The following is a 25,451-nucleotide window of genomic DNA, read 5'->3' as shown; positions in this document are numbered from 1 at the left end:
TCAGGCCACCTTCCGATCCCGGGCCCAGCGCGGGATACGTCGTCGAGGGAGTTCGGGCGTCATCGGGGGAGTGGCCGCCGCGGGTGCCGCCAGCAGCGAGGCGGCCAGGGCCAGATGCAGCAGATACGGCGAGGCGTCGCCCAGCCCGGCCTCGGTGTACGACGAGATCCCGACGTAACTGATCAGGAAGATCGCGCAGGCCCTCGGCAGCGACGGTGGCCGCAACAGCGCGACGCCGCCCAGCACGATGATCATCGCGGCCACGATGGTGACACCGACCAGACCCTGCTCGTTGTAGACGGCCAGCCAGCTGTTGTCGATCGGCAGCCCGCCGAACGACTTGTCGCCCAGGCCCACGCCGAACAACTTCTCCCCGGTCGTCCGGGGCGCTGCCAGCAGGGCGTCCCAGACCTTGGCCCGGCCGGTGAGGCTGGAGAAGTTCTCCTGGCTCTGTCCGCGCAGGAACCACGCCCGTAGCGCGGAGGCGAGCGCAACCGCGGCCACCGTGGTGGCAAGCACCGCCCAGGCGAAGAATCGGCGGGCGGCGGCGCTGGTCAGGACGAGTGAGCCGATCGCCAACGCCAACCCGATGAGCAGGCCGACCGTGGCCGTCCGGGTGTGGGTCAACGCGAGCAGCACGAGTGACGACACGGTGATCACCGTCGCGCTGGCCCTGTCGACCTGACGGCCCAGTACGAGCAGCACGGTGAGCCCGGTGATCACCGCGGCGTACTGTCCGATCTGCGGCGGGGTGAGCGGCCACAACGCGCCGACCAGCCGCCCGCCGTAGAGGTCGGGCATGGCCGCGCCCGGCGAGATGACCAGGCCGACGGCCACCAACGCGAGCACCGCGAAGTACATCCGGATGTGGTACCGGACGAACGTCAGGCTGCCGTCCCACCAGCGGCTGAGCAGCCACAGCGTGCCGACGAAGAGAGCCAGCCGGGCGCAGCGGAACAGCGCGCCGAACCCGGCCTCCAGGTGCATGCTGGAGATCACGGTCGGCACCAGCAGCAGGGTCAGCAGGAACACGAAGGCGCTGGCTCTGATGCGCAGCCGGAGATTGAGCGCGAGCGCCAGCGTGAACGCGGCGACCAGCGCGCCCATGGTGGCCAACTGGATGAGGGAGCGGGGCAGCGGGACGATGGTCTTCGCCCCGGTGGAGCCGAGCGTGTTCAGGCCCAGCAACGCCCAGACGATCCCGACGGTCTTCGGTGTGTGTTCCCCGCCCATCTCAACCTCCGGCCCGTGGGTCGAAGGTGCTACCCGCGTCTTGCCGGTACGACATGCCCTGCCACTGCCCGGAGTCGAGCACCCGGCTCGGGTCGTGGGCGACGAACTTCCACGGTCCGCGGTAGACGTTGTCGTGCCAGCGGTTGTGCTGCTTGTGGGTGATCGCCTGAGCCACCCGGTCGCCCTGGTACGGCGACCAGGCCGGATAGGTGCCGTAATTGGCCAGCACCGCCATCCGGTCGCACTTCTCCGTGCACCCGACGACGGATGTGTCCAGCACGAAGCGGTTGCCGTGGATGTCCACCCGCTGGGTCTTCCACCGGCAGTCGGCGTAGAGCGGTGCGGTGGCGATCGCCGGCTTCGCGCAGCGGTCCTTGTCCTTCACCAGCAATGTGCAGTCACCGGACGAGGTGTTGGCCGGGCTGTTGCAGAACCGGTCGGCGTTCTCCCACAGGGTGATCCCGTTCCAGTTGTTCTCCAGCACGTTCCGGTAGACCTCGATCTTGTCCGTGCGGGCTCGGACCCGTGGTTCGCCGCCGGCCTCGGACAGGTAGATGGTCGCGAACGGGAAGTTGTCGCCGCGGTCGGCGGACCTGCGGCCCTCGACCCAGTTGTTCCGCCGGATCGTGTTGTTCCGGATGACCGCGTTGTAGCTGATCTCGTAGATCAGCGCGGCACCGTCGTTGGCCTCGAGCACGTTGTTCTCGATGCGGAAATCGTTGTTGTTGGTGTCCGCCCACAACGCGGTTCCACGGTTGTCGTGCACCCAGTTGCCGCGTATGTCGGCGCCGTTGACGGCCCAGAACTTGACGCCTCCGGTGCACCCGCAGCCCGGCTGCCGCCGCTCCCAGTCGCCGGTGTTGTTGCCCACGATCTCGTTGCCCTCGACCACCAGGCCGCTGATGGAGTTGCCGGTCTTGTACGCATTCATTCCGTATTGCCCGTTGTTGCGCAGGCAGCTGGCGCGGACCTTCTGGTGGGCACCGGCCATCAGCCCGGCGCCGGAGTTGTACTGGATCTTCGCGTCCTCGATCACCCAGCCGTCGGCCATGTCGTGGTTGACCACGCCCTCGTCGTGCGGCGCGACGAATCGCTGCACGGTCAGGTGGCGGATGGTCACGTTGCGGGCGGTACCGCTGAACGCGTACGCGTTGGTCTTCCGGCCGTCGAGCACCGCGCCTGGCGCGCCGAGGTAGCGGTCCCCCTCCTTGGGGACGACCTGGGCGTAGCGGTCCGGCTCGAGCCTGTGCTTGCCCGGTCGAAGCCAGAACGTGGTGTTCGGGGGGTTGCTCTTGGTCTTCGCAGCCAGGTCACCGACCACGTCGGGGTCGATCGTCACCGCGCCCGCCGGGGCCTTGGCCGGCCCGGCCGTGGGCTTGGCGCACACCCGGGCCACGGATCGGGCCCCGGACTTGGATGGCGCAGGGGTCGGCTTCGCCGAGGCGCCCGAATCGCTCTCACAGCCGGTCGTCGCCAGCAGGGCCAGCGCCAGCGGTGCCGCCGGCCACGCCCAGTGCCGCCACTTGATCCCCACGCGTCCTCCCCTGGCGGGCTTCTGACGGATCTCCGCGGCGTCGCGACGCCCTGCGCGCTCCCCAAAGCTCTTCGAGCAAGGGGTACCCCCACTCACCGCACCGGCCGGAAGCCCAAGTACGCCCGGTATGCGGGCTTCCGGCCGGCACGCCGGTGGGGGAGCGTGCCGGACGCCGCTCCTTTCTCCACGGAGATCCATCAGAAGCCCCCTAGCCGCGGAACCTGAGTACGGTGGTGAACCCCTCCGCGCCGTCGGCCGAACCGGTGCCGACCAGCGTTGTGGTGGGTTCCTTGCGCCCGAAGCCGACGGAGTACCAGCCCAGCGGCGGGTCGGTCTCGCCACGATGCGCCCGCCAGCACAGCTGCCCGGGCAGGTCGAGTACCGCGGAGCGTTCCTCGCCGTCCCGGGTCCAGGTGAGCACAGCCCGGTTCCCCACCAGGTCCGCGGCGATCGCCGGGCCGAGATGGAACGCCAGGCGTACGGCCCGGCGCGGTCCGCGCACCTCGTCGACCACCCGCAACTCCTGGCTTGAGGCGGCCAGTTCCACCTGCCGGCGGTGCACGGAGTGCCGGTAACCGTCGTGCTCGGCGCGCCAGCGGGACACACCCTGCTCGGATATGTCCGCGGTCAGGACGCGGCTCCTGGCATGCCGGGTCCAGAGGAACGGGCCGCCGGAAACGGACTGGTCATCGCCGTCCAGCTGCAGGGTGTTGTGACCGAGGGTCGACCGGAAGTACTGCCGCCACTCGGGTTGCCCGTGGTAGCAGAACGTCCCCGGGTCGGCGAGCACGTCGACCCCGTCGTGCCGGACTTCCACGGACAGCGCGTCCGCGTGGGCATGCGCGGCGATGGACAGGAAGCCATGCGGACCACCGTCGCAGCGGCACCAGATCCCCGCCGGACCGCGCAGGATGGTGAGCCCCGCGTCGGCGAAGTGGGCCGGTCGGCTTGTCGGGCGGGTCACGGCCGGTGCGGCGGGACGGATGAGCGCGGCCAGCAGCGGGGTGCGCACATCGGTGCCGGTCACTTCCGGCCACCAGGCGAGAGATCCGAACACGGCGTCGCCGGTAGCCAGCAGCGAGGCCCAGCGGTCGGTGCCCGCGCCGTCCACGACCAGACCGTGCCCGTCGTCCGCGTCCCCCTGGCGCGGCGGCCTCAACCGGCTGTCCACGATGGCCGCGAGCGCGTCGGTCATCCGTAGCAGCACCAGCCGGATCGACGCGGGGACCGGCACGCCGGCGGCATCCGCCTCCGCCACCGCGGCCAGGCCGAGTTCCAGCACGAGTCCGTGATATTCGGTGGCCAGTTCGCGGTTGAGGCCGGAGACGAAGGTATTGCTTCGCAGGTGCCGCTCCAGCGACCGCAGCGCGTCGGCTCGCAGGCGCGCCGAGGAGGGGAACCACCCGAACGCGCAGGCTGCGGCGAACTGCCCGGCGGCCTCGGCGATGATGTGGTTGTTCGCCGAAGACCCCCGGCTGGGGAAGGCGGCCAGCCAGCGTTGGTGGTGCCAGATCTGGTGGAGCGCCACCGGGTTGTCCTCGAACAGCTCGGCCACGCCCGGCCAGTCGTCGAGCAGTCGGCGGATCCACACCCAGGACAGCAGCCGGATCCCCAGCTCGATGCCGCTGGTCCAGTGCACTCCGCGCAGCGGCGCGTTGGCCGCCCACCACGAACGCAGGTGCTCGGCCACTCGCTCGGCGTACCGCTCGTTCCCGGTGATCGCGTAGGCGGCGGCGAGCACGGTGAGGTACTGATGCCGGGACAGCTCCCAGATCTGCTTGATGTCCCCGACCGCGTCCTCGTTCCGGTACGGCACGTCGAAGGCGTAGCCCCACGGAGCCCGGCGCCCGGTCTTCGGGTCGTACGACCAGTCCGGGTCGGCCAGGTCGTCGCGGTCCACCCCGAAAAACTCGGCGTGCCCGGCCATCAGCCGGTCCGCCTCGGCGATGAGACGTTTCACGGCGTCCGGTGGCACCGCGGCGATCGTCCCTGCGGGCAGTACCGCGGTGAACCGGGCGCCGGTCACGTTCGGGCAGTCCGGCCGCGCCGACCGCCACAGCCGCCTGCGCACCGCGTCGCCCACCCGGCCGCCGACCTCCCGCGGTCCCATCCGGGACAGCCGCCGCAGGTACCAGCCCGCGCTCGTGGTCATCGTGCCCTCGCCAACCCCACCGGCGCGCCGCCGGCCAGGCCCGCCTGCACGGCGAGGGTGGCCGACGTGGTGGCGACCAGCGACTCCAGCGACACCGGCATCGGCCCGCCGGTCCGCACGGCCTTGACGAACGCGGCCAGCTCGGCGGACTGGCCCTTGTCCCGGGCCTTGGGCAGCCGCGAACTGACCCACCGCTTGCGGCGGCCATCGTAAACAGCGGCACGGACGAAGTCGTCGAACCGCAGCACTTTGCCGTCCGCGACAAGGTCCAGCGTCTCCTTGGGGAAGCCGGGCGCGCCGGTGGTGACGTAACTGATGGTGGCGGTGGACCCGTCCGGGTAGCGCAGCACGACCTGCAGGTCCTCGTTGCCGGCCGTGGCGACCGCATACACCGAGACCGGGTCGGCCTCGAGCAGCCAGCTCGCCGTGTCGATGAAGTGCCCGCCCTCGCCGGCGAACCGCGAGCCCTCGGTGCCTTGTTGGAGGTACCAGCTACCGTGCTGCAACCGGCCCGCGTTGACCAGGTAGCGGAGGCTCGCCGGACCGGTCCGGGCACCGAACCGCCCCCCGGCCTCCCGCAGCAACGGTGCGAACCGGCGGTTGAAGCCCACCTGCAGCCGGTCGTTGCCGGACTCCTCCACCGCCGCGAGCACGTCTGCCAGCTCGTCCTCGGTGAGCGCCAACGGCTTCTCCACGAACACCGCCTTGCCGGCCAGCAGCGCCTGTCGGGTCAGTTCGGCGTGCGAGCTGTGCCGGGTGACCACGAACACGGCGTCGATGGACTTGTCGCCGAGAACGGCGTCGAGGTCGGTGGTCGCCTCGGCGAAGCCGAACTTCCGCTGCGCGTTGGCCGCGGACAGCGCCGTCGTGGTGACGACGGTCGACAACTCGACGCCGTCGCGCTGGGCCAGGTGCGGCAGCAGCATCGACGTCGCGTAGTTTCCCGCGCCGACGAACGCAAGGCGCACCGGCGTCTTGGCGGCCCGGCCCGGGGTGGGCGCTCCGCCGCTGCGTCGCTTCACCGCGGGCACGGCCAGTGCCGGGGCCTTCGTTTCCCCCGCCTTTTCGGGGTAGCGGAACAGCACAGCCACGGCCTTGAGCTCGCCGTCCTTCAGGCGCTGGTACGCATCGACGGCGTCGTCGAAGTCGGCGATGTGGGAGACCAGAGGCTCCACATCGACGCGGCCGCGGGCGATGAGATCGAGGAAGCATGCCAGGTTGCGGCGCTCGGTCCAGCGCACATAGCCGATCGGGTAGTCCCGCCCCTCGAGCTCGTACTCGGGGTCGTAGCGCCCGGGTCCGTACGAGCGGGAGAACCGGACGTCGAGCTCTTTCTCGTAGTAGGCGTTCCACGGCAGGTCCAGGCGGCACTTGCCGATGTCGACGACCCGGCCGCGGTCCCGGCACAGCCGCGCGGCCAGCTCGACGGGCTGGTTGCTGCCGCCGCCGGCCGCCAGATACACCTGGTCCACGCCGTGACCGCCGGTCAGTTCGGCGACGGCGGTCTCCACGGCCGCGGAGGCCGGATCGCCGCAGGCCGCGGCACCCAGCCGCTCCGCCAGCTCGCAGCGCGCCGAGTCGGGGTCGACCCCGACGACGCGGACTCCCGAGGCGGCGAGGAGCTGCACCACCAACTGCCCGATCAGCCCGAGGCCGATGACCAGCGCCACTTCGCCGAGCCGTGACTCGCCCTGGCGGACGCCCTGCAAGGCGATCGACCCCACGGTGCCGAAGGCCGCGTGCCGCGGCGCTAAGCCGTCCGGCACCGGGGCGTAAAGGTTCTTCGGCACCCAGTTCAGCTCGGCATGCAACGCGTGCTCGTTTCCTGCGCAGGCCACGAGGTCACCGACCTTCACGTCGTCGATCCCGGCGCCGACCTGCTCGACCACCCCGCACAGCGAGTAGCCCAGCGGCGTGTAGGAGTCCAGCTTGCCCATCACCTTGCGGTAGGTGGCGGGCACCCCGTTGGTGGCGACGCTCTGCATGACCTTGGCCACCTGGTCCGGCCGGGAGCGGGCCTTGCCCAGCATCGACATGCTGGCCTCGGACACCTTCATGAGCTCGGTCCCGGTGGAGATCAGCGAGTAGGAGCTCCGGACCAGCACACCGCCCGGCTTGCACCCCGGCTCTGGCACGTCGAGCAGCGCCAGCTCGCCACTCTTGTAGTTCTGCACAACCTGTTTCACCCGAGCTCCTCTTGTTTCTACGCCGTCAAGCCGTCCGGCTCTGGCCGGAGCCAGAGGTCGCGCCGCGATACCAGTACTCAAGGGTCAGCACATGCCACAGATGCTTGGAGAAGTCCCGCTGCCCGGCGGCGTCTTCGGCGACGAGCCGCGCCAGCGCGTCGCGGCGCAGGAACCCGGAACGGACGAGTACGCCGTCGTGCACCACCTCGCGCACCAGTGGTGCCAGATCCCGGCTCATCCAGGCGCGCAGCGGGGCGCTGAACAGGCCCTTGGGCCGGTACACGATCTCTCGGGGCAGGACCGAGCCGGCCGCCTCCTTGAGGACGGCCTTGCCCTGCCGTCCGACGATCTTGCGATCCCCGGGCACGGCGAACGCCGCCTTGACCACCTCGACGTCCACGTACGGCACTCGCACCTCGGTCGACGCGGCCATGCTCGACCGGTCCGTGTACGTGAGGTTCAGGCCCGGCAGGAACATCCGGGCGTCGCCCAGGCACATGCGGTTGACGAAGTCGTCGAGGTCGTTGTCCTGGTAGACGTCCGCGTGCTCGGTCAGCACGTCCTCGACCGCCTGGGCCAGGTCCGGTTCGACCAGGGCGAGCAGCTCGTCCCGGTCGTACATGGTGTAGCTGCGCCGGAACGCGGTCTCCTCCGGCAGATCGGCGAAGGACAGGAACCGCTTCGCGAAGCGCACCGATCGGTACCCCCGGCGGCTCGTTGCGACCGGCAGCCGGTCCACGGCCCTGGACAGGCCGCGCCGCAGAGGCCGCGGGACGCGCTGGTAGCGCAGCGCGATCAGGTTGGCCAGGTGCTTGCGGTAACCGGCGAACAGCTCGTCGGCACCCATCCCCGAGAGCATCACCTTGACCCCGGCCTCCCGGGCGGCCGAGCAGATCAGGAACGTGTTGATCGCGGCGGGGTCGCCGATCGGCTCGTCCAGGTGGTACGTCATCTGCGGCAGCAGGTCGAGCACGTTCGGCGCGATCTCGATCTCGTGCAGGTCGACGCCGAATCGCTCGGCCACCTGCCGGGCGTAGCGCAGGTCGTCCGGCATCGCCTCGAACCTGGCGTCCTCGGCCCGGAACCCGATCGTGTAGGCGGAGATCCCGGGCCGGTCGCGGGCCGCCAGCGCGGTCAGATAGCTGGAGTCCAGCCCGCCGGAGAGGAAGGTCGCCACGGGGACGTCGGAGAGCAGGTGGCGCCGGGTCGACTCCTCGACGATGGCGGCGAGATCCGGCAGTTCGCCGCTGCGGGCCCGCTCCCGGCCCTCGGCGGCGACGTCCCGGAGGTTCCAGTACCGGCCGCGCTCCACCCGTCCGTCGGGCCGGAACCGGAGCCAGCTCCCCGGCGGCAGCTTCTCCGCCTCGCGGAACGCGCACCGCGAGTCCGGCACCCAGTAGTACAGCAGCGAGGCCACCAGCGCCGCATGGTCCACCTCCAGTGACCCGCCGGTGGCGGCGGCGAGAGCCTTGAGCTCGGAGGCGAACACCAGGCCGGCACCGCGCCGGAGCAGGAACAGCGGCTTGATGCCGAGCTGGTCACGGGCGAGCACCAGCTCACCGGTTCGCTCGTCGAAGATCCCGAACGCGAACATGCCACGCAGCCGGGGCAGGCAGTCCGTGCCCCAGCGCCGCCAGGCCTCGAGCACCACCTCGGTGTCGGAGGTACCGCGGAAGCGCACACCGGCGGCTGCCAGTTCGGCACGCAGCTCGGGCGCGTTGTACAGCTCGCCGTTGTACGTCAGGGCGAGGCCGCCCGAGACCATAGGCTGGGCGCCGGTTTCGGACAGGTCGATGATGGCCAGCCGGCGGTGCCCGAGGTGCACTTCGCCGTCACCGACGGGGTGGCTGTACCGGCCTGCCCCGTCCGGACCGCGGTGGGCGAGGGTATCGGTGAGCCGGTCCGTCACGACCTTCCCGTCCGGCCATCGGTACGTGCCTGCGATGCCACACATGTCCTACCGCGCCTCCTGGTCGTTGTCCGGACCCCGTGTGGCCCACATCGGTTGCTGCTCCTTCCGCCGCCGGCCCTCCCTCACTGCCTGAACGGCGTGGGAGGTACCCCCACCGTTCTGCCGGGCCGGCCGCTCGCTCTGGCCGCGCAGCGCGGTGTGCAGCCCGTCCCACAGCGTGCCGTCGGTCCGGTCACGCGGATCGGGGTCGACCAGCACCACACCGATCACCGGGATGCGCTGGTCCGCGAGCTGCCGTGCCACGGTGTGCAGCCATGCGGCGCTGCCGTGCCCGGCACGCACGACGAGCACGGTCCGGGTGCCGAGGTACTGGAGGTCGGTCCACGTCGTGCCGGGCGCCACGGAGCCGACGCCGAGTCGGCGTTCCTGAGGCGACACGGCCGCGGCACCCTCGCCGCTGACCACGGTCGGGTCTCCTGGCTTCGGGCGGCGGCCTGCGAGCTGCGCGCCGGGCAGACCATCGATGACGACCACGGGGCCCTCCGCCGCCAGCGCCCTGGCGACGTTCAGGGCGATCACGCTTGTGCTGCGCGCACAGCCCAGTTCCAGCAGCGACACCGGTTCCGCGGAGCCGCGCACGGTGCGGGCCAGGGTCGCGGTGAGCCGTTCGTGTGCCGCCCGGGTCCGACGGCGCTGCCACGGCCGGGCCGACCGGCGGGGCGCGCGGCGCAGCTCCGCGATCACCGAGGCGCCCAGGTTCGCCGCGATCTCCCGGCGCAGCACGGGGCGGTCCGCCACCACCGCGCCGACCGCGGCCAGCGCGAGCCCGAGGAAGAGCCCGAGGACGAGCCCGATCGCGGCGTCGGTGGTAGCGGCCTTGGGCAGGGAGTGCCGCACCGCGCGTGGGGCGTCCACGATCTGTGTGCCGGAGATGATCTTGGGCGAGCCGGTGCGCGCCTCCGTGGCGCGCTGGTCGAAATCGGCGATCCGCGAGTCGAGTTCGGCCCGGCGGGCGAAGAGCGACTCGAGGCTCGCCGACGCTGTCGGGTCGCTCTCCGGCGATCGGCCCCCGATCGCCTTGTTGACCTGGGCGAGTTCTTCCCGCATGCGGTCACGCTGGCCGAGCAGGGCGTCGGCTTCGGTCTTCGCGGCCTCCCGCATCCGCCTCACATGGTCCGCGACGAACGCATCGGCCAGTGCCTTGGCCCGGGCCGCTGCTTCCGCGTCGCTGTCACCTGTCACAGTGATCTGCAGCAGGTTGTTGGTCAAGCCGGTACCCCGGTAGTCCCGCATGAAGTCCTCCGGTTTTTCCGGGGACTTCAGGGACTGCAGGGCTTTGTCGGCGATCCGCGTGGTCCCCAGTAGCTCGACGTCGGTGCGGATCAGCGTTCCGGTGTCGTTCGGCTGGTCGTCCTGATGCGCTACCAGGACCTTGGTCACCGCGGTCGGGGGCGGCGGCAGCAGGACCGCCACCGCCGCACCGACCAGTAGCCCCAGCAGCGCCAAGGAGCACCAGAAGCGGCGGCGCCTGCGCACCGCCACCACCAGCGCGTGCAGGTCCAGCAGCGGAGCGGCGGCCGACGACTCCGAGGTGTTGCTCGTCGTCACGCGGAACCTCCCGTCGCGTGGCCGCGAACCGCGGCCGCCGGAGTGGCGTTGTCCGGAGCATGGTCGGCAGACCGCGTCGGACGGACCCGGACCGTGCCGGCGACGACGATGCCGACGACCTCATGTCCGCCTTCTGCACACGCCTCGGCGATGCCGGCGAGTTCCTCTGCGGTCCAGCTGCCCGCGCTGAGTACGACCAGGGCACCGGATTCGGTGTCGCGGTCCGGCACGGTCGGCCGGGACACCGAAACCTCCACCACCCGCAGCACGGGGTATCCCCTGCTCGAAGAGCTCGGGGAAGGATCGCTCCTGGCCTCGGCGACGAGCTGCCCGGCGGCCCGGCGGGCGATCTCGTCGCCGTCCGGTACGACAACCAGCAGCCGCCGGGGGGCCGGCAGCTGCTCCTGGAGGCGAGCGCACACCCGCCGGTAGCGGATCCGCCTGCCGGCCTCGTCGACGGACGCCTGCGGGGTCGGCATGTCCCACCGGGTGTCGACGCCCAGCAGCCGTCGGAGCCGGCCCCGCGCGCCGCGGCCTTCCGGCCGGTGCGCGGGCCGTTTTTCACGAGGTACGTCGACGGTACCCAGCAGCGCCGAGCCCAGCGCCGCGGCGATCTCCGGTTCGGTGCGCAGTCGGCGATTCACCCGTGCGGCGGTGAGATGGCCGATGACCGTGAGCAGGAAGAACAGCAGCGCCCCGGCGACGATGAGCTGCATCCTCGTCGGCGGTGCCTCGCCGGTCGGCCGGGCTGCCGGCCCCATGACGACCAGGCCGGCCTTGTTGGTCGACGGGTCGGCCTCGTCCAGTTTCTTCATGGCCTCCTGCAGCGCGGTGCGCAGCTTCTCGAGCTCGGTGCGGGCCTGCACGCTCTCCACGGTCCGGCCCGGATCGGCCGCGTTGGCCAGGTCGGTGATGCGGCGGTTGGTCTGCGACACCTTCTGCCGCAGTGCCCCGGGCCCCGCCGCCGCGCCTGGGTCGGTGCTGCCGCCCGCGATCTGCGTGGCGAACGTGACGAACTGCTGGGCCATCTGGTCGGCGAGCCGCTGCGCGCGCTCCGGAGTGTCGGCCGTACCCGAGATCTTGATGATGTTCCCGTCGGCAGCCTTGGCGCTCACTCGATCCCGCAGCTTGCTGCCGCTGACGCCGCTCCAGCGGAGTGTCGCAGCCGCGCGGTCGACTACCGCCGAACTGGTCGCGACCTCCACCTGGGTCAGCAGCTCGCGTTCCCCCCACTGCCCCGGCAGCAGTACCGATGCCGACGCCGTGTAACGCTGCGGAAAAAACAGCGCCGAAGTGCCGTAGCCGACGAGCGCGCCCACCACGGTGAGGATGGCGAGAAGCCGCCAGCGCCGACGGAGAATCCGCCCGATCGTGACCAGGCGTATCGTGTCATCGCTCAACGGCGCGGCCTTCTCCCTGTCCGAACCCGGGCGTCCGCCGACACCGGAGTGTGGTCACGGCAGGCAGCGGCGTACGCGGCGAGCAGCGATCGCTGGGAGTTCCGCCAGGAAAGCTGCCCGCTGATCCGCTCCTGGCCGATCTTGCCCATCTGGGCCCGCTTCTCCGGATCATCCAGCAGCAGCGCGACGAGCTTGGCGAATTCGGCCTCGTCGTTGGCGGGCGCGTAGACGGCGGCGTCACCGGCGGAGACCCGCGCCTCCCGGAGGTCGAACGAGACGATCGGCCGGCCCATCGCCATGTACTCCAGGACCTTGTTCATGGTCGACACGTCGTTGAGCGGATTGCGCGGGTCGGGGGAGAGGCACACGTCCGCGGTGGACAGGTAGCGCACCAGGTCGGCGTCCGGAATGCGCCCGGTGAACTGCACCTGCTCCGAGAGCCCGAGCCGCCGGGACAGCTCCACCATCGCGTCGAAGGCGTCGCCGGAGCCGACGAACACCGCGTGCCAGTCGGTCCGCCCGAGCTCGTCGCGCATCTTCGCAAGGGCCCGCAAGGCGTAGTCGACGCCGTCCTGAGGGCCCATGACGCCGAGGTAACACAGCAGATGAGGTTTGCCGCGCTTCAGCTCCGGCTCGGGCGGTGCCGGTTGGAACCGGTCGGTCTCCGGCGCGCTGCGCACCACGAAGACATCCGCCGGCCGCTGACCGCCACGGCGTATCGCGACGTCCCGGTAGCTCTCGTTCGTGGCGAGTACGACGTCGGCGGCCCGGTAGGTCAGCCGTTCCAGCGCGCACACGGCCCGGTAGAGCAGATCCTTGCCGCGGCCGAACCGGGAGAGGTACAGCTCGGGTATCAGGTCGTGTTGGTCGAAGACGAACCGCGCGCCGCGCCGCTTCAGCCACAGTGCCGGCAGGAACAGCAGGTCGGGCGGGTTGCAGGCGTGGACCACGTCGACCGGGCCGACCTTGCGGGCCAGCCGGGTCGTGTGCCACAACGCCGATCCGTACTCCCGCAGGTAGCCGGCCGGCCCTCCGGTGGCCGCGCGCAACGGGTAACGATGGATCCGCACCCCGTCGATCTCCGCCTCCGGCTCCGTGTCCCGCTTACTCCCCCGGGGACAGATGACGTGCACCTTCCAGCCCGCGTCGCGCAGCGTCGTGCACTCCTGCCACACTCGCCGGTCGAACGGCACCGACAGGTTCTCCACCAGGATCAGCGCGCGCCGGTCCGGCCGGTCGCCGGTGGCTGTGTCACCAAACGACGTGTCACCAAACGACGTGTCACCAAACGATGTGTCACCAAGCAAGGCCCATGTACCCCGGTTCGGTCCGGCGCGCGTCGGCGTCGGGAAGGTGGATGAGGTCGACAATCACCGGGCCGTCGCCATGCGGCAGCGCCGACAGGACGGCGGGATCCCTGGTTCCGACCAGGCACACCTCGGCGTGCTCGAGCACCTCGTCGACGGATTCCGCGAGCAGTTGCGCGAGGTGCGGCAGCCGGGTCTCGATGTACTCGCGGTTCGCGCCGAGCAGCCGGGAGAGGCTCACGTTGGGGTCGTGGATCCGCAGGTCGTAACCCTTGCCGAAGAGCCTCTCCGCCAGCTCGACGAGCGGGCTCTCGCGGAGGTCGTCGGTACCGGGTTTGAAGGACAGGCCGAACAGGCCCACCCGGCGCTTGCCGGTGCGTTCGACCAGCTCCACCGCGCGCTGCAGATGTGCGGAGTTGGAGGGCAGGACGTGGGAGAGGATGGGCACCGAGACATCGGCCCGCTGCGCCGCGTGGACCAGGCTGCGCAGGTCCTTGGGCAGACAGGAGCCACCGAAGGAGAAGCCGGGCCGCAGGTAGGCGGGGCTGATGTTCAGCTTGCGGTCGGCCAGGAACACATCCATCACCTGGTGCGAGTCCACCCCGAGCGCCTGGCACACCGCGCCCAGTTCGTTCGCGAAGCCGATCTTGAGGCCGTGGAACGCGTTGTCCGCGTACTTGATCGCCTCGGCCGTCGCGACCGGCACCCGGAACACCTCGCCGGGCAAGCCGTCGTACAGCGCCATCACCGCGTCGCCGCTTGCCGGGTCGAGTTCGCCGATGACGGTCTTGGGCGGGTCGAAGAAGTCCCGCACGCTCGTGCCCTCGCGCAGGAACTCCGGGTTGACCGCGACTCCGAAGTCCACCCCGGCCGTGCCGCCGACGTACTTCTCCAGTATGGGGACCAGCAGGTTCAGGCAGGTGCCAGGGAGCATGGTGCTGCGGAACACGACGGTCTGCCGCCCACCCCGCTCGGCCAGCACGGCGCCGATCTGCTCGGTGACCCGCTCCAGGTACGTGGTGCACAGACTGCCGTTGGGCTCCGACGGCGTGCCCACGCAGACCAGCGACACCTCGCTGCCCATGATCGCCTCGCGGACGTCGCCGGTGGCGCGTAACGCTCCGGTCCGCACGACCTCGGCGATGAGCTCGCCGATCCGTTCCTCGACCACCGGGGCCTTGCCGTCGTTGACCAGGTCGACCTTCACCTGGTTCACGTCCACCCCGATGACCTCGTGACCCATGCTGGCCAGGCACGCGGCCGACACGCAGCCCACGTAGCCGAGCCCGAAAACGCTGACTCTCATGACCCGTCCCTCCCCCCAGGCAGGCCCTGGCGGCCTGCGGTTCGCGCGCCGGCACGACGGCCCCCGCGCATCAGTAGGCCCCCTGCCCGTAGATCACCGCACGCAGCGTCTTCCACAAGATCACTGTGTCCAGGGCGAGCGACCAGTCCTCCACGTACCGCAGGTCCAGCCGGACCGCCTCCTCCCACGGCAGGTCGCTGCGTCCGCTGATCTGCCACAGGCCGGTGAGCCCGGGCTTGACCAGCAGCCGCCGTCGGATGTCCGGGCCGTACGCAGCGGACTCCTCCGGTAACGGAGGCCGCGGACCGACGAGCGACATCGATCCGGTGAGTACGTTGAAAAGCTGCGGGAGCTCGTCGATCGAGTACCGGCGCAGCACTGCTCCCACCCGGGTCACTCGCGGATCCCGGCGGAGCTTGAACAGCAGGCCGGCGCCCTCGTTGCGGTCGGCGAGCGCGGCGCGTGCCCGGTCAGCCCCGGCGACCATGGTGCGGAACTTGAGAATGGTGAACTCGCGGCCGTCCTTGCCGACTCTTCGCTGGCGGTAGAACGCCCCACCCCGGCTGTCCACCAGCACGAGCAGCCCGACGAGCACCATCAGCGGCGCGAACAGCATCAGCAGGATCACCGCGCCCAGCCGATCGACGACCTCCTTGACCGCCCGGCGGCCCCCGGTGAAGGCCGGCATGCTGACCCGCAGCAGCGGGATCCCGAGCACCGCGTCGACGTGCAGCCGCGGGCCGGCCACCTCCATCAGCACGGGGGCCACGATCATCTCGGCATCGCTGCCTTCGAGGTTCCAAGCCAGCCGCTGCAGCCGGTCCGGCGACCAGTGCGGGTCCGGTGTGACCGCGACGACACGGTAGCCGTCGCGGCGGACGTGGTCGGCGACGTCCGCCAGTCGGCCGACGACCGGCACTCCGTCCAGTTGGTCACCGTCGAGCCCGAGACCGTCCGTCGTGCACACCGCATCCACCCGCCAGCCGAGGTGCGGGAACTTGCGGGTTCGGGTGATCAGGTCCCGCACGGTGGCCAGGCTCCCGGCAGCGAGCACTGGTCGCAGGCACCGTCCTTCCTTCCGCTGCTTGTGCAGCCAGAGGCGCAGCAGATACCGCGCGGTCATGGTGACGAGCGCGATCGCCGGGATTGCGACGAAGATCCAGAGCTTGATGTTGCGCGAAGTGAGGGCGATCCCGCCGAGCGCCAGTACGACGGTCGCCATGAACAGTGAGCGTCCGAGTCGGCGGAATTCCTCGGCGCCCTGGCCGAGCACGGCTGGAGCCCACGACCGGCTCACCGCCAGTGCTCCCAGCACCAGCAGCTCGGTGCCGAATGCGAGAATTCCCCACTTCTCGTGCCAGTTGGCCGCGTCCCGGGCCCCGAAGAAGTTACCGATCACTCCCACCACGAAGGCGGTGGCCACGCTGTCGCTGGTGATCACGGTACGGCGGTACCGCTGCTCCCACTCGATCTCGGGCTGACTGAATGCCCCGTTCGCCAGACGCCCGCGCGCCGACGGAAACGGGCTGACTAATTCCCCCTGCCGCACAGAACCCCCCAGGTCGCCAGTGATTCGACGTGCTCGCCTAACACTGTTCCCCCTCCGGGAGACCCCCGCCTCCCGGCACACCTCCCCGCGGGAGGCCCCCGCCCCCCACGTATGACATCCCGGCTACTTCAGCGTTGCCTCACACCCCGGCGGCAGGGACCCGCATTTCCTGCCGGACTCCCCAGGTGCAACCCGTCGAAACCTCAGGTCCTCCCCGCACCCAAGTTCCTCTTCCGGGCTCCCAGAATTGATCACCCCCACGTCTGGCGCCGGGGACGCGACTGCTGGCTTTCCGTAGTGCCGGACCTATAGATCATTTTGGTCGCCTCGTGTCCGAAGAGCTGAAGCACGGTCAATCTAGAGCATCACGGCCGGTATGTAGAGGGGATGTGTGCAATTGGTGCTCAAGCTTTGGGACTGGATCCGCCAGCCGGTGACCGCCTACGGGTGCCTCGGCGCCACCGCGCGCTCCAGCAGCTCGCCCGGCCCCCGGGTGCGGCTTCCACACGGTCGTGACCGGCGAGCTTCAGCGAGCCGACAACTCCCCGCTGTTCATGCTCTAGGGCGTGCCGCTGTGGGTGCTCGGGGCGGGCGGGGCGATCGCCCCGGACAAGTGGCGCACGACTTGATCATGTCGGTGTTCGGCGGCATGGCGATCTTCGAGCCCGACGAAAACGGTCGCTGACCCGCGGTTCGATGGATGCGCACCATGTGCGTCAAGGGTTGTTTCGTGACGCGAAATGACGCTCACCTCGATATTCAGTCGAGCAGGGCCGCTCGGGCAAGGGGAGTTTCACGGATTCCGGTCGGGCGATTGAGGCCGTCGAGGGCCGGGTTGATGTTCCGGCGGTATCGGCTCAGCGCCGGAGGATGGAAGGGCGGACTACCTTTGTCGATCCTCCCTTCGTGTTCCCCAGCAGCGCGGATACTCCTCAGAATCTCCCCAGGGGCGTCGAGTCCCGGGCAGCGAGGACAGGCGGGATCACTACTTCCCGGAACACGAAAAGACTAGCGAGACCCGTGACCTGCTGGGCTGTGTGGTCTCAGGGATCGAACCCGCGTAAATGCTCTCTCGGGTATTTCGGGCTCGTGCCCGCTGACGCAGCCGGACTTCCCAGAAAAATCCCAGCGGGTGACGGCGGAACCATTGGTGGGCTCAGGTCAGGCTGATGTCGGTCTGGCGGTGCGCCCTGTAGGGCGACCACCGCTGACGGCATCCCTCAGCGCTGGACAGCCCTCAGGGCGTCTCTTCCGGATCGTCCCGGGCCGCGGGGTGCGGGCGCGTGCCGGGGGTGTGGGACGGCACGGGCCCGCGTCGGCGGCACCAGGTCAGGGGCGCAGGATCAACCGGATCGGGTCGCCGGTCTTGTTCTCCAGTCGCTCCACCGCCTCGGCGGCCTTCGTCAGCGGGAGTTCACCGCTGATCGATCCGGAGAAGTCCAGCCGGCCGCCCTGGAGCAGGGACAGCAGTTGCGGCAGCGCGACCGGCATGTCGGAGCCGTAGTGGCCGAGGATCTGCTGCTGGAGGTAGCTGAAGCGGGTGCCGTCGGCGACGGCCAGCGGCTTGTCGGTCAGGCCCACGAGAACCAGCCGACCCTTGGGCGCGAGCACCGAGAGCGCCTGTTCACGGACGGCCGGCACGCCGGCGAAGTCGAAGGCAGCGGCGAGATCGGCCCCACCGGTCGCCTCGCCGATCCGCTCGCGCAGCGCCGGGTCGGCGGGGTCGAGCGCCAGGTCCGCTCCCTGGGCGAGGGCGCGCTCGCGGGCGGTGGGATTGGGGTCGACCGCGATGACGGGGCACGCGCCGACGGCCCGCAGCAGCTGGACGGCGTGGACGCCAAGTCCGCCGACGCCCCAGACACCGACGGCCTCGGCGGGCTTCACGGCACCTGTGACGGTGATCGCGCCCCAAGGTGTGGAGACCGCGTCCGGGATGATCGCGCCTTGGTCGAAGGGGATGGCTGCGGGCAGTTCCGTGAGGGCGTCCTCGGCGGAGAGCGCGTACTCGGCCCAGCCGCCGTCATAGTCCACACCACGGGTGTACGTGACGCCGTCGCGGACCTCACCGGCGTACAGCACGACCCGCTGACCCGGGGTCCAACGGGTGACACCCGGCCCGGTTTCCGCGATGGTGCCGGACACCTCGTGGCCCAGGGTGACCGTGTCGCCGCGCAGCAGCAGCGGCGTGAGGGTGCCGTCGATCAGGTGGACGTCCGACAGGCAGACGCCGGCGGCCTCCACCTTCACCAGGACCTGGCCTGGACCAGGTGCGGGCTTCGTCACGTCCTCGATCCGCAGAGTGCGGCTGGGGATGTGCAGCCGGGCGGCGAGCATCTGCTCCATGACATGGCCTCCTTTGGCGCGGCGGCGACCCCGGGGCGCCGGGCCCCTTAACGCAAGTCACCTTGCAATGAAACGTACGCCCGCTCTCCAGGTAAAGCAAGTGACCTTGCGTTAGGATGGGTCATGGCTTCCTCCGACCAGAATGCACCGCCCTTGCGCCGCCGAGGGGCCCGCATGCGCTCCGCCGTCCTTGCCGCCACCGTGGACGTCCTGACAGAACGCGGGCTCGCCGGTACCACCATCGGTGCCGTCGCCCGCGCCGCCGGCGTCCACGAGACCTCCGTCTACCGGCGATGGGGGACCCGGGAGAACCTGATCCTGGAAGCGCTGACCGAACAGCTCGACGCGACGATGCCCGTGCCGGACACCGGACACGTCCACGACGACCTCGCCGCCTACTTCGGCGCGCTGGCACGGCTGCTCGCGACGGCGCAGGGCGAGGCACTGCTCCGGCTGAGCGCCGAACGCGACGACACCCTGCCGGACCGACGCCTCCCCTACTGGACCGAGCGTCTCGAACGCGGCGCCGTCATGGTCCGCCGGGGCGTCGAGCGCGGCGAACTCGCACCGGACACGGACCCCGGCCTCGTCATCGAAGCCATCAGCGGCGCCCTGTTCACCCGCGCCCTCATCAGCGGCGCCCCGCTCGACGAGGACCTCGCCGCGCGACTCGTCACCCTCGCTCTCACCGGCGCGCTCCCGCGGCCCCCGGCCGGCCCCTGAACCGGCCCCGGGGGACGCCCTCGGCCTCAGGAAGCCGCAGCCCGTTGGATCGAGTGACGACAGTGAACCCACCCCACCCGATCCGGCGGCGCCAGAGGAGCGCGGACGGCCGGCCCGGACGTGCGCGCTGCGCATCTCGCCGTTCGCCGCGAAGCCACCGTCCTCGTCACCGCCATCGACGGGTGCTTGTCGACGGCCGTGTCGTCGTTAGTACGTCAGCTACTTCGAAGCGAAGCGTTCTGCTGTCGGCCAAGACGGTGGCGGATCCGATGGCATGGGCGACAGGATCGTCGCATGCAGCCGATCTTCGTTCTCGTACACAGCCCATCTGTAGGTCCCTCGACCTGGCACCCTGTGGCCGAACACCTGAGGGCGGCGGGATACCAGGTACGGGTGCCGTCCCTGCTGCACGTAGGCGCCGGCGCTCCGCCTTTCTGGCCCCGCGTCGTCGGTGCTGTTCGCGACGACCTGCGGCAGGTCTCGGCCGACAGTCCCGTCACGTTGGTGGCGCACAGCAACGCGGGCTTGTTTCTCCCGTCGATTCGTTCGGGCCTCGACCACCCGGTGACCGGCTCGATCTTCGTCGATGCCGCGCTGCCGGCCCGAATCGGACCGACTCCTGTCGCCACCGCCGAGTTGCTGGAGTTCCTCCGCCCGATGGCTGTGAACGGCAGGCTGCCACGCTGGACCGATTGGTGGGAGGAGACAGACATCGCACCCATGTTCTCCGACCCGGGGATGCGGCGGACGGTCATCGAGGAGCAGCCCACGCTGCCGCTGTCCTACTACGAGCAGCACATCCCGGTTCCCGACGGCTGGGACGACCACCCCTGCTCCTACTTGCTGTTCGGCCCTCCGTACGACGACTTCGCCGCCGAGGCGCGCGAACGCGGATGGCGGGTGGCACAACTGCCCGGCGAACACCTCCATCAGATCATCGATCCTGCCGGCACAGCCCGGCACCTGGCCGAACTCGCCACTACCACTTGACCCACGTCGGATACACGGGCCAGGTACTCCAGTGCGGCTTTGTGACAAGGAGGGTCTGTCTCCCCACGGACAACGCAAAGGCCGGATCGGCAGGTTGGTTCCCGGCAAGCCCTGAGCAAGCAGGCTCAGACCAGGCCGGCGCGTGCCGCGTACCAGCCGAGCTGCATCCTGTTGGCGGTGCCGGTCAGTTCCATCAGCTGGCGCAGCCGACGCTGGACGGTCCGCAGGCTGGTGCCGAGCTGCGAGGCGACCGCTTTGTCCGGCAGACCGGACAGCATCAGCGTGATCAGCTTCATGTCGGTGTCGTCCAGCGTCGGCACGTCCTCCTGCGCCAGCCCGGATGCCGTGAGCCGCAGTGGTGTCGCTCGTGCCCAGACATGGTCGAACAGTTCGGCCAGCGCGGTGACGATCGCACGGCCCCGTAGGAGCAGGAATCCCGGTGAGACGGACTCCTGGTCCGGCAGCATCGGCACCAGCGCCACCCGGCGGTCGACGATGATGAGCTTGGTGGGCAGGGAGTCGGTCACCCGGATTTGGTAGTTCGCGGCCAAGAAGACGGATATCTCCTCGCGGGTACGCTCGTCCTCCAGAAGGTCCCGCTCGTAGACGAATCGGTTCACCACGTTCTGTGGAGTCTCGGGCATCGTCATGTTGGTGTCGATGATGTAGGGACTCCGGACGAAGATCTGAGCCCCTTCCCGTGCGCTGCGCTCCATGGCGACCACACATTGCGCGATCTCGTCGGTAGCGGTGATGACCTCGACCACGTTCTCGCTCTGGTGCGGGCCACCGGCGTTGCGGTGGGCGGCGAGCAGCTCGATCACTCGCTCCTGCGCCTCCTGGAGCAGCCCCTGTCGTTCCACGAGCAGTCCCCCGAGGCCGACCTCGGGGGACAGAGCGGCGTACCGGACCGGTCGGCCACTACGCCTGGTCACCAACCGCAGTCGGCGTAACCGGGTGAGCGAGCGGGTCACGGCGGACAGTGCGAGGCCGGTGGCTGCCGTGATCTCAGCCGGCGACACGTCACCTTGGCCCAGCAGCACGGTGTAGACCAGTTCTTCCTGCTCGCTGATCCCCAGACCTCGCAGCATCGTCCGCCTTTCCGCACCAACCACCTTGCAGCGGCTCACCTCCGTGCGGGCATTCGTCCGTGTGCCCGCGCGTTCTGGCCGACCAGGTGTCAATTGCCTTGCAAAGACCGGTGGATGGTCCGTCGCGGTGCGACCTGTCTCCGGTGCACTGCGGCGCCCCCCCATCCGCCGGACAGGGTAGTGCGTACGCAACCGCGACATGTCGTGGTTGCGACATGTCGTGGTTGCGACATGCCGCGCTGTGGCCAGGGACGGGAGCGAGCCCCCAGGATTCCCAACCAGCCGATCGCCCCCCGTTTACACCAAGCGCAGGAGGCCGTTTTCATGCGTACCAGGCTCTGGCGCACCATCGGTGTGTCACTGCTGGTGACCGTCGCGTTCGCCGGGAACCCAGCCCAGGCAGCACCGCCACCTAGAGCACCGCTTCCTCTCAGCGGCACCACGCACAAGGCCGCTGTCCAGCGTCACGACGTGACTCTGCTCACCGGCGAGCATGTCACCGTCACCCGCGGTCCCGACGGAAAAGACCAGGCTGCGGTCGCAGCGCCCGGTGACCACGACTTCAGCGTCGTCAGGCTGGGCAAGGACACCTACGTTTTGCCGGCCGAGGCCCTTCCGCTGATCGGTGCCGGAAGGCTCGACCGCGAACTGTTCAACGTCACCAGACTGATCGACGACGGCTACGACGACGCCCACAGTGCGACTCTCCCGGTGATCGCGACCTACCGCACGGGCAGCGTGCACGCCGACAAGGCGCCCGCCGGAGCGAAGTCCCAGCGCAAGCTGCGCAGCATCAACGGTGTTGCCTTGGCTACCGACAAGAAGCAGCCCGGCAGGTACTGGAGGTCGATCGAACCGGCGACACCGACCGCGCGCACCCTGAACGGTGGTATCGACAGGCTGTGGTTGGACGGCAAGGTGAAGGCCGACCTGGCCGAGTCCGTCCCGCTGATCGGCGCGCCCGAAGCATGGCGGGCCGGACACGACGGCACCGGCGTCAAGGTCGCCGTCCTCGACACCGGCATCGACGCCGACCACCCCGACTTCGCCGGCCGGCTCGACAACGTCGTCTCGTTCGTCCCCGGCGAAGGCGCCCGGGACAAGCACGGCCACGGCACTCACGTCGCCTCCACCATCGCCGGCACGGGCGCAGCCTCCGGCGGCAAGTACAAGGGGGTCGCACCGGGCGCCAACCTGGAGATTGGCAAGGTCCTCGACAACTCCGGTACTGGCCAGGACTCTTGGATCATCGCCGGCATGGAGTGGGCCGCCCAGCACGCCCCCGTCGTCAGCATGAGCCTCGGTGGCGGCCCCAGCGACGGCACCGATCCGCTGAGCCTTGCCGTCAACCGGCTCACCGCCGACACCGGCACCCTGTTCGTCATCGCGGCGGGCAACTCCGGCCCGTCCGAGGAGACCGTCGGTTCCCCCGGTGCGGCGGCGGCCGCGCTCACGGTGGGTGCGACGAGCAAGCAGGACGCGCTCGCGAACTTCTCCAGCCGTGGACCGCTGCCGGAGAGCCTCGCGGTGAAGCCGGACCTGACCGCCCCTGGAGTGAACATCACCGCCGCCCGGGCCGACGGCACCGCACTCGGCTCGATCGTCGACGCGAAGTACACCACGCTCAGCGGCACTTCCATGGCCACGCCCCATGTCGCGGGAGCGGCCGCGCTCCTGGCCCAGCAGCATCCCGGCTGGAAGGCCGCGAAACTCAAGGCGGCCCTCGTCAGCACCACCAGGCAACTGGACCCGAAGCAGGTGCCCACCGAGGTGGGGACCGGGCGGATCGACGTCGCCCGCGCCCACGACCAGGGCGTCTACGCCGAGCCGGGCAACCTCGATGTCGGCAGACTCGCCTACCCCCACGACGGCGACCCGGTCACCAAACAGGTCACCTACACCAACGACACCGACACCGCGGTCACTCTCGCTCTGACCGCGCCGGCCGAGTTCCACCTCGGTGCGAGCACCGTGACCGTCCCGGCCAAGGGCAGCGCCACTGTCGATGTCACCGTCGAGCCCAAGGCACTCTCCGACGGCCTGCACACCGGCTACCTGACCGCGACCGACGGCACCGTCACCACCCGCACCACGCTGGGTGTCAACGCGGAGAGCCCGCACTACGACCTGAACCTGCACGTCAAGGGACGGGACGGGGCACCGCCGTCCTATGGATTCGTCATCCTGGTCGACGGCCAGAGCGGTGAGGGCTACCTCGACATCCTGACCTCGGGGGACCACACGCTCCGGGTTCCTCCCGGCCACTACGACGCGTTCGCCGCCGTCTACAGCACGCGGGACACACCGACCGGGGTGGAGCCTGTCGACAGTGTGCTGATGGCCGATCACGACGTCGCGGTCGCCGCCGACACCGACCTGCGGTTCGACGCGCGTGCCGCCAAGGAGGTTCGGCTGCACACCCCGCAGCCCGTGGACCGCACCTGGCTGATGGTTTCCTACCAGCGGTTCTTCAAGGTCGGCGACCAGGAGGGCTCGCCCGGGGCAGTGGACTTCTTCGCCGGCGGCAACGAACGGCTGTGGCTCGCCGAGGCCGCGCCCCCCGCGACCGGCCGACTCCAGCTCAACGCGCGCTGGTACACCTACGAGCCGCTGATCCGCGCTCAGGCAGCAGGGCTGCCGCTCACCCTGTCCCCGCAACCGGTCATCGACTCACGGGTGGTCTCCCCGACGGCGGCGCACGCCTCTCCGCGCTTCGACGGCACGCGCACGGCACGCGTCGTCGACGTGGGGACGGCCGATCCCACGGCCCTGGCGGAGCACAACCTGGCCGGTGCCGTTGCGCTGATCCGCACGACGACAGGGGTTCCCTACGAGGACCAGATCAACGCCGTCGCCAAAGCCGGGGCGGGCTACGCCGTGCTGTGGCGAGACCTTTCCGGCGGTTTCCGCCCCGCGGTGGGCGAAGACCTGCCGATCCCCAGCTTCGCGCTCCCGCACGAGGAGGCCACTGCGCTGCGTGCCGCCGCGACGCAACGGACCGTGCCCATGAAGCTCGAGGGACGTGAATACCCGAGCTACGGCTACGACATCATGGAGCCGCTGACGCGCATGCCGGACGGCCTGGACGTCACCGTACGGAAGCAGGAGCTGGCGTCGATCGACACCACGGTCAACGCGCTCGCCCCCGGCCACACTGTCGGCGACATGCGCATGGGCCTCATCACCGGAGTCGGCTATGTGCCCGCCTTCAGTGGTGTGACCCTTGGCTGGCCCGCGGGTGTGCACCGCATCGACTACGTACGGGCCGCACCGGGCTTCCAGTACCTCGAGCGGTCCACTCCGGTCTTCGAGCCCAACCCGACGGGCCCCACGTGGGACTTGGCCCACGAGCAGTACGGCCGGCCGCTCGCGTTGCGTCCTGGACAGCGGATAACCGAGCGGTGGAACACCCCGGTCTGGCGGCCCGGCATCCCAGCGGGCAGCCCCGGCATCACCACCGGTTTCCCCGGCGTCACCCGCACCGGCGACACCATCGACCTCTCTATCGCCGGATGGAACGACGGCGGGAGCGGACACGCCGGCGTGTACGCCGACGCCTACGGCGGCGCCCAGGCGAAGGTGTACCGCAACGGCGAACTGTTCGCCCAGGGCGGCGCCCTCGCGGGCAAGCTGACGGTCGGACCGGAGCGGGCGACGTACCGTTTCACCCACGATGCCCAGCGTGCCGCGGGGGCGACGCCGTACTCGGCGCAGACACACACCGCCTGGACGTTCACGTCGTCACATGTGAACGGTGACCGCGCGGCGGCCCTGCCCCTGCTCCAGCTCGACTACCAGGTGGACACCGACACCTACGGCCGGGCCGAAAAGAAGCAGCACGTCCTCGAGCTCACGGTCCGTCAACAGGACGGGGTCACCATCCCGGTCGCCTCGGCCGACCTTTCGGTTTCCTACGACGACGGAGCGCACTGGACGAAGGTGCAGTTGGAGCAGATCGCGGCCGGCAAGTACCAGGTACGACTGCGTCCTCCCACCGAAGCCACGTACGTCTCGCTCAGGGTGAACGGTGCCGACCGCGCCGGTGACACCGTAGAGCAGACCATCCTGCGGGCCTACGGGCTGAAGTAGCTCCGGCACACCGCCGCCCCGGGAGCCG

Annotated in this window: 15 protein-coding genes; 3 read left to right on the top strand and 12 right to left on the bottom strand. The window is 70.1% G+C overall.

Annotation, left to right across the window (positions count from 1 at the left end; translation table 11 throughout):
* From ACWDEX_RS25140 to ACWDEX_RS25090, 11 genes are all read right to left on the bottom strand, one after another.
* Complete coding sequence (locus tag ACWDEX_RS25140; protein WP_450466196.1) at window positions 1-1,233, bottom strand: O-antigen ligase domain-containing protein; 1,233 nt, start codon at window positions 1,231-1,233, stop codon at window positions 1-3.
* A gap of 1 nt (window position 1,234) precedes the next feature.
* Window positions 1,235-2,767, bottom strand: coding sequence for a right-handed parallel beta-helix repeat-containing protein (locus ACWDEX_RS25135; RefSeq protein WP_450466195.1), 1,533 nt, complete (start codon window positions 2,765-2,767; stop codon window positions 1,235-1,237).
* A 208-nt stretch (window positions 2,768-2,975) separates the two neighbouring features.
* Window positions 2,976-4,919 carry an alginate lyase family protein gene (locus ACWDEX_RS25130; protein WP_450466193.1) on the bottom strand — a complete coding sequence of 648 codons (1,944 nt, stop codon included), beginning with the start codon at window positions 4,917-4,919 and terminating at the stop codon, window positions 2,976-2,978.
* Entirely contained in the window at window positions 4,916-7,105 is a 2,190-nt protein-coding gene (locus ACWDEX_RS25125; RefSeq protein ID WP_450466192.1) for a bi-domain-containing oxidoreductase, read from the bottom strand. The genes ACWDEX_RS25130 and ACWDEX_RS25125 overlap by 4 nt, the downstream gene beginning before the upstream one ends.
* A gap of 25 nt (window positions 7,106-7,130) precedes the next feature.
* Window positions 7,131-9,059: an asparagine synthase (glutamine-hydrolyzing) gene (asnB, locus tag ACWDEX_RS25120; protein WP_450466190.1), complete on the bottom strand. Its 1,929-nt coding sequence runs from the start codon at window positions 9,057-9,059 to the stop codon at window positions 7,131-7,133.
* A gap of 3 nt (window positions 9,060-9,062) precedes the next feature.
* The gene (locus ACWDEX_RS25115) at window positions 9,063-10,625 is read right to left on the bottom strand and encodes a Wzz/FepE/Etk N-terminal domain-containing protein (RefSeq protein ID WP_450466189.1); all 1,563 of its coding nucleotides are present in this window, start codon (window positions 10,623-10,625) and stop codon (window positions 9,063-9,065) included.
* Window positions 10,622-12,025, bottom strand: coding sequence for a Wzz/FepE/Etk N-terminal domain-containing protein (locus ACWDEX_RS25110; protein WP_450466187.1), 1,404 nt, complete (start codon window positions 12,023-12,025; stop codon window positions 10,622-10,624). Before ACWDEX_RS25110 ends, ACWDEX_RS25115 begins: the two co-directional genes overlap by 4 nt.
* Window positions 12,022-13,332 carry a glycosyltransferase family 4 protein gene (locus ACWDEX_RS25105; protein WP_450466186.1) on the bottom strand — a complete coding sequence of 437 codons (1,311 nt, stop codon included), beginning with the start codon at window positions 13,330-13,332 and terminating at the stop codon, window positions 12,022-12,024. The genes ACWDEX_RS25110 and ACWDEX_RS25105 overlap by 4 nt, the downstream gene beginning before the upstream one ends.
* Window positions 13,322-14,638: a nucleotide sugar dehydrogenase gene (locus ACWDEX_RS25100; RefSeq protein WP_450466185.1), complete on the bottom strand. Its 1,317-nt coding sequence runs from the start codon at window positions 14,636-14,638 to the stop codon at window positions 13,322-13,324. Before ACWDEX_RS25100 ends, ACWDEX_RS25105 begins: the two co-directional genes overlap by 11 nt.
* Before the next feature lie 70 nt (window positions 14,639-14,708).
* On the bottom strand, window positions 14,709-16,187 hold the full coding sequence (locus tag ACWDEX_RS25095) for a sugar transferase (RefSeq protein ID WP_450466184.1): 1,479 nt from the start codon (window positions 16,185-16,187) through the stop codon (window positions 14,709-14,711).
* Between the two features lie 1,329 nt (window positions 16,188-17,516).
* On the bottom strand, window positions 17,517-18,530 hold the full coding sequence (locus ACWDEX_RS25090) for a zinc-binding dehydrogenase (protein ID WP_450466183.1): 1,014 nt from the start codon (window positions 18,528-18,530) through the stop codon (window positions 17,517-17,519).
* Between the two features lie 174 nt (window positions 18,531-18,704).
* On the opposite strand from ACWDEX_RS25090, the gene ACWDEX_RS25085 reads away from it, so the two are divergent.
* On the top strand, window positions 18,705-19,253 hold the full coding sequence (locus tag ACWDEX_RS25085; protein ID WP_450466181.1) for a TetR/AcrR family transcriptional regulator: 549 nt from the start codon (window positions 18,705-18,707) through the stop codon (window positions 19,251-19,253).
* A gap of 294 nt (window positions 19,254-19,547) precedes the next feature.
* On the top strand, window positions 19,548-20,243 hold the full coding sequence (locus ACWDEX_RS25080) for an alpha/beta hydrolase (protein WP_450466180.1): 696 nt from the start codon (window positions 19,548-19,550) through the stop codon (window positions 20,241-20,243).
* Window positions 20,244-20,368: 125 nt separating this feature from the next.
* On the opposite strand, the gene ACWDEX_RS25075 is transcribed toward ACWDEX_RS25080, so the two are convergent.
* Window positions 20,369-21,334 carry a helix-turn-helix domain-containing protein gene (locus tag ACWDEX_RS25075; RefSeq protein WP_450466179.1) on the bottom strand — a complete coding sequence of 322 codons (966 nt, stop codon included), beginning with the start codon at window positions 21,332-21,334 and terminating at the stop codon, window positions 20,369-20,371.
* A gap of 324 nt (window positions 21,335-21,658) precedes the next feature.
* Here ACWDEX_RS25075 and ACWDEX_RS25070 point away from each other — a divergent pair, with 324 nt between their 5' ends.
* Window positions 21,659-25,423 (top strand): S8 family serine peptidase, encoded by a 3,765-nt coding sequence (locus ACWDEX_RS25070; RefSeq protein ID WP_450466177.1) that lies wholly within the window; start codon window positions 21,659-21,661, stop codon window positions 25,421-25,423.
* Window positions 25,424-25,451 lie beyond the last annotated feature (28 nt).

It is taken from the genome of Streptomyces sp. NPDC001020 (assembly GCF_053599115.1).
The sequence above is the reverse complement of the archived record's forward strand: the minus strand, read 5'-3'. Positions and strand labels throughout refer to the sequence as shown.

Coding starts and splice junctions, on each gene's coding strand:
- ACWDEX_RS25080 (WP_450466180.1), top strand. CDS start 19,548: ATGCAGCCGATCTTCGTTCTCGTACACAGCCCATCTGTAGGTCCCTCG.
- ACWDEX_RS25070 (WP_450466177.1), top strand. CDS start 21,659: ATGCGTACCAGGCTCTGGCGCACCATCGGTGTGTCACTGCTGGTGACC.
- ACWDEX_RS25100 (WP_450466185.1), bottom strand. CDS start 14,638: ATGAGAGTCAGCGTTTTCGGGCTCGGCTACGTGGGCTGCGTGTCGGCC.
- ACWDEX_RS25090 (WP_450466183.1), bottom strand. CDS start 18,530: ATGGAGCAGATGCTCGCCGCCCGGCTGCACATCCCCAGCCGCACTCTG.
- ACWDEX_RS25130 (WP_450466193.1), bottom strand. CDS start 4,919: ATGACCACGAGCGCGGGCTGGTACCTGCGGCGGCTGTCCCGGATGGGA.
- ACWDEX_RS25085 (WP_450466181.1), top strand. CDS start 18,705: ATGCGCTCCGCCGTCCTTGCCGCCACCGTGGACGTCCTGACAGAACGC.
- ACWDEX_RS25075 (WP_450466179.1), bottom strand. CDS start 21,334: ATGCTGCGAGGTCTGGGGATCAGCGAGCAGGAAGAACTGGTCTACACC.
- asnB (WP_450466190.1), bottom strand. CDS start 9,059: ATGTGTGGCATCGCAGGCACGTACCGATGGCCGGACGGGAAGGTCGTG.
- ACWDEX_RS25140 (WP_450466196.1), bottom strand. CDS start 1,233: ATGGGCGGGGAACACACACCGAAGACCGTCGGGATCGTCTGGGCGTTG.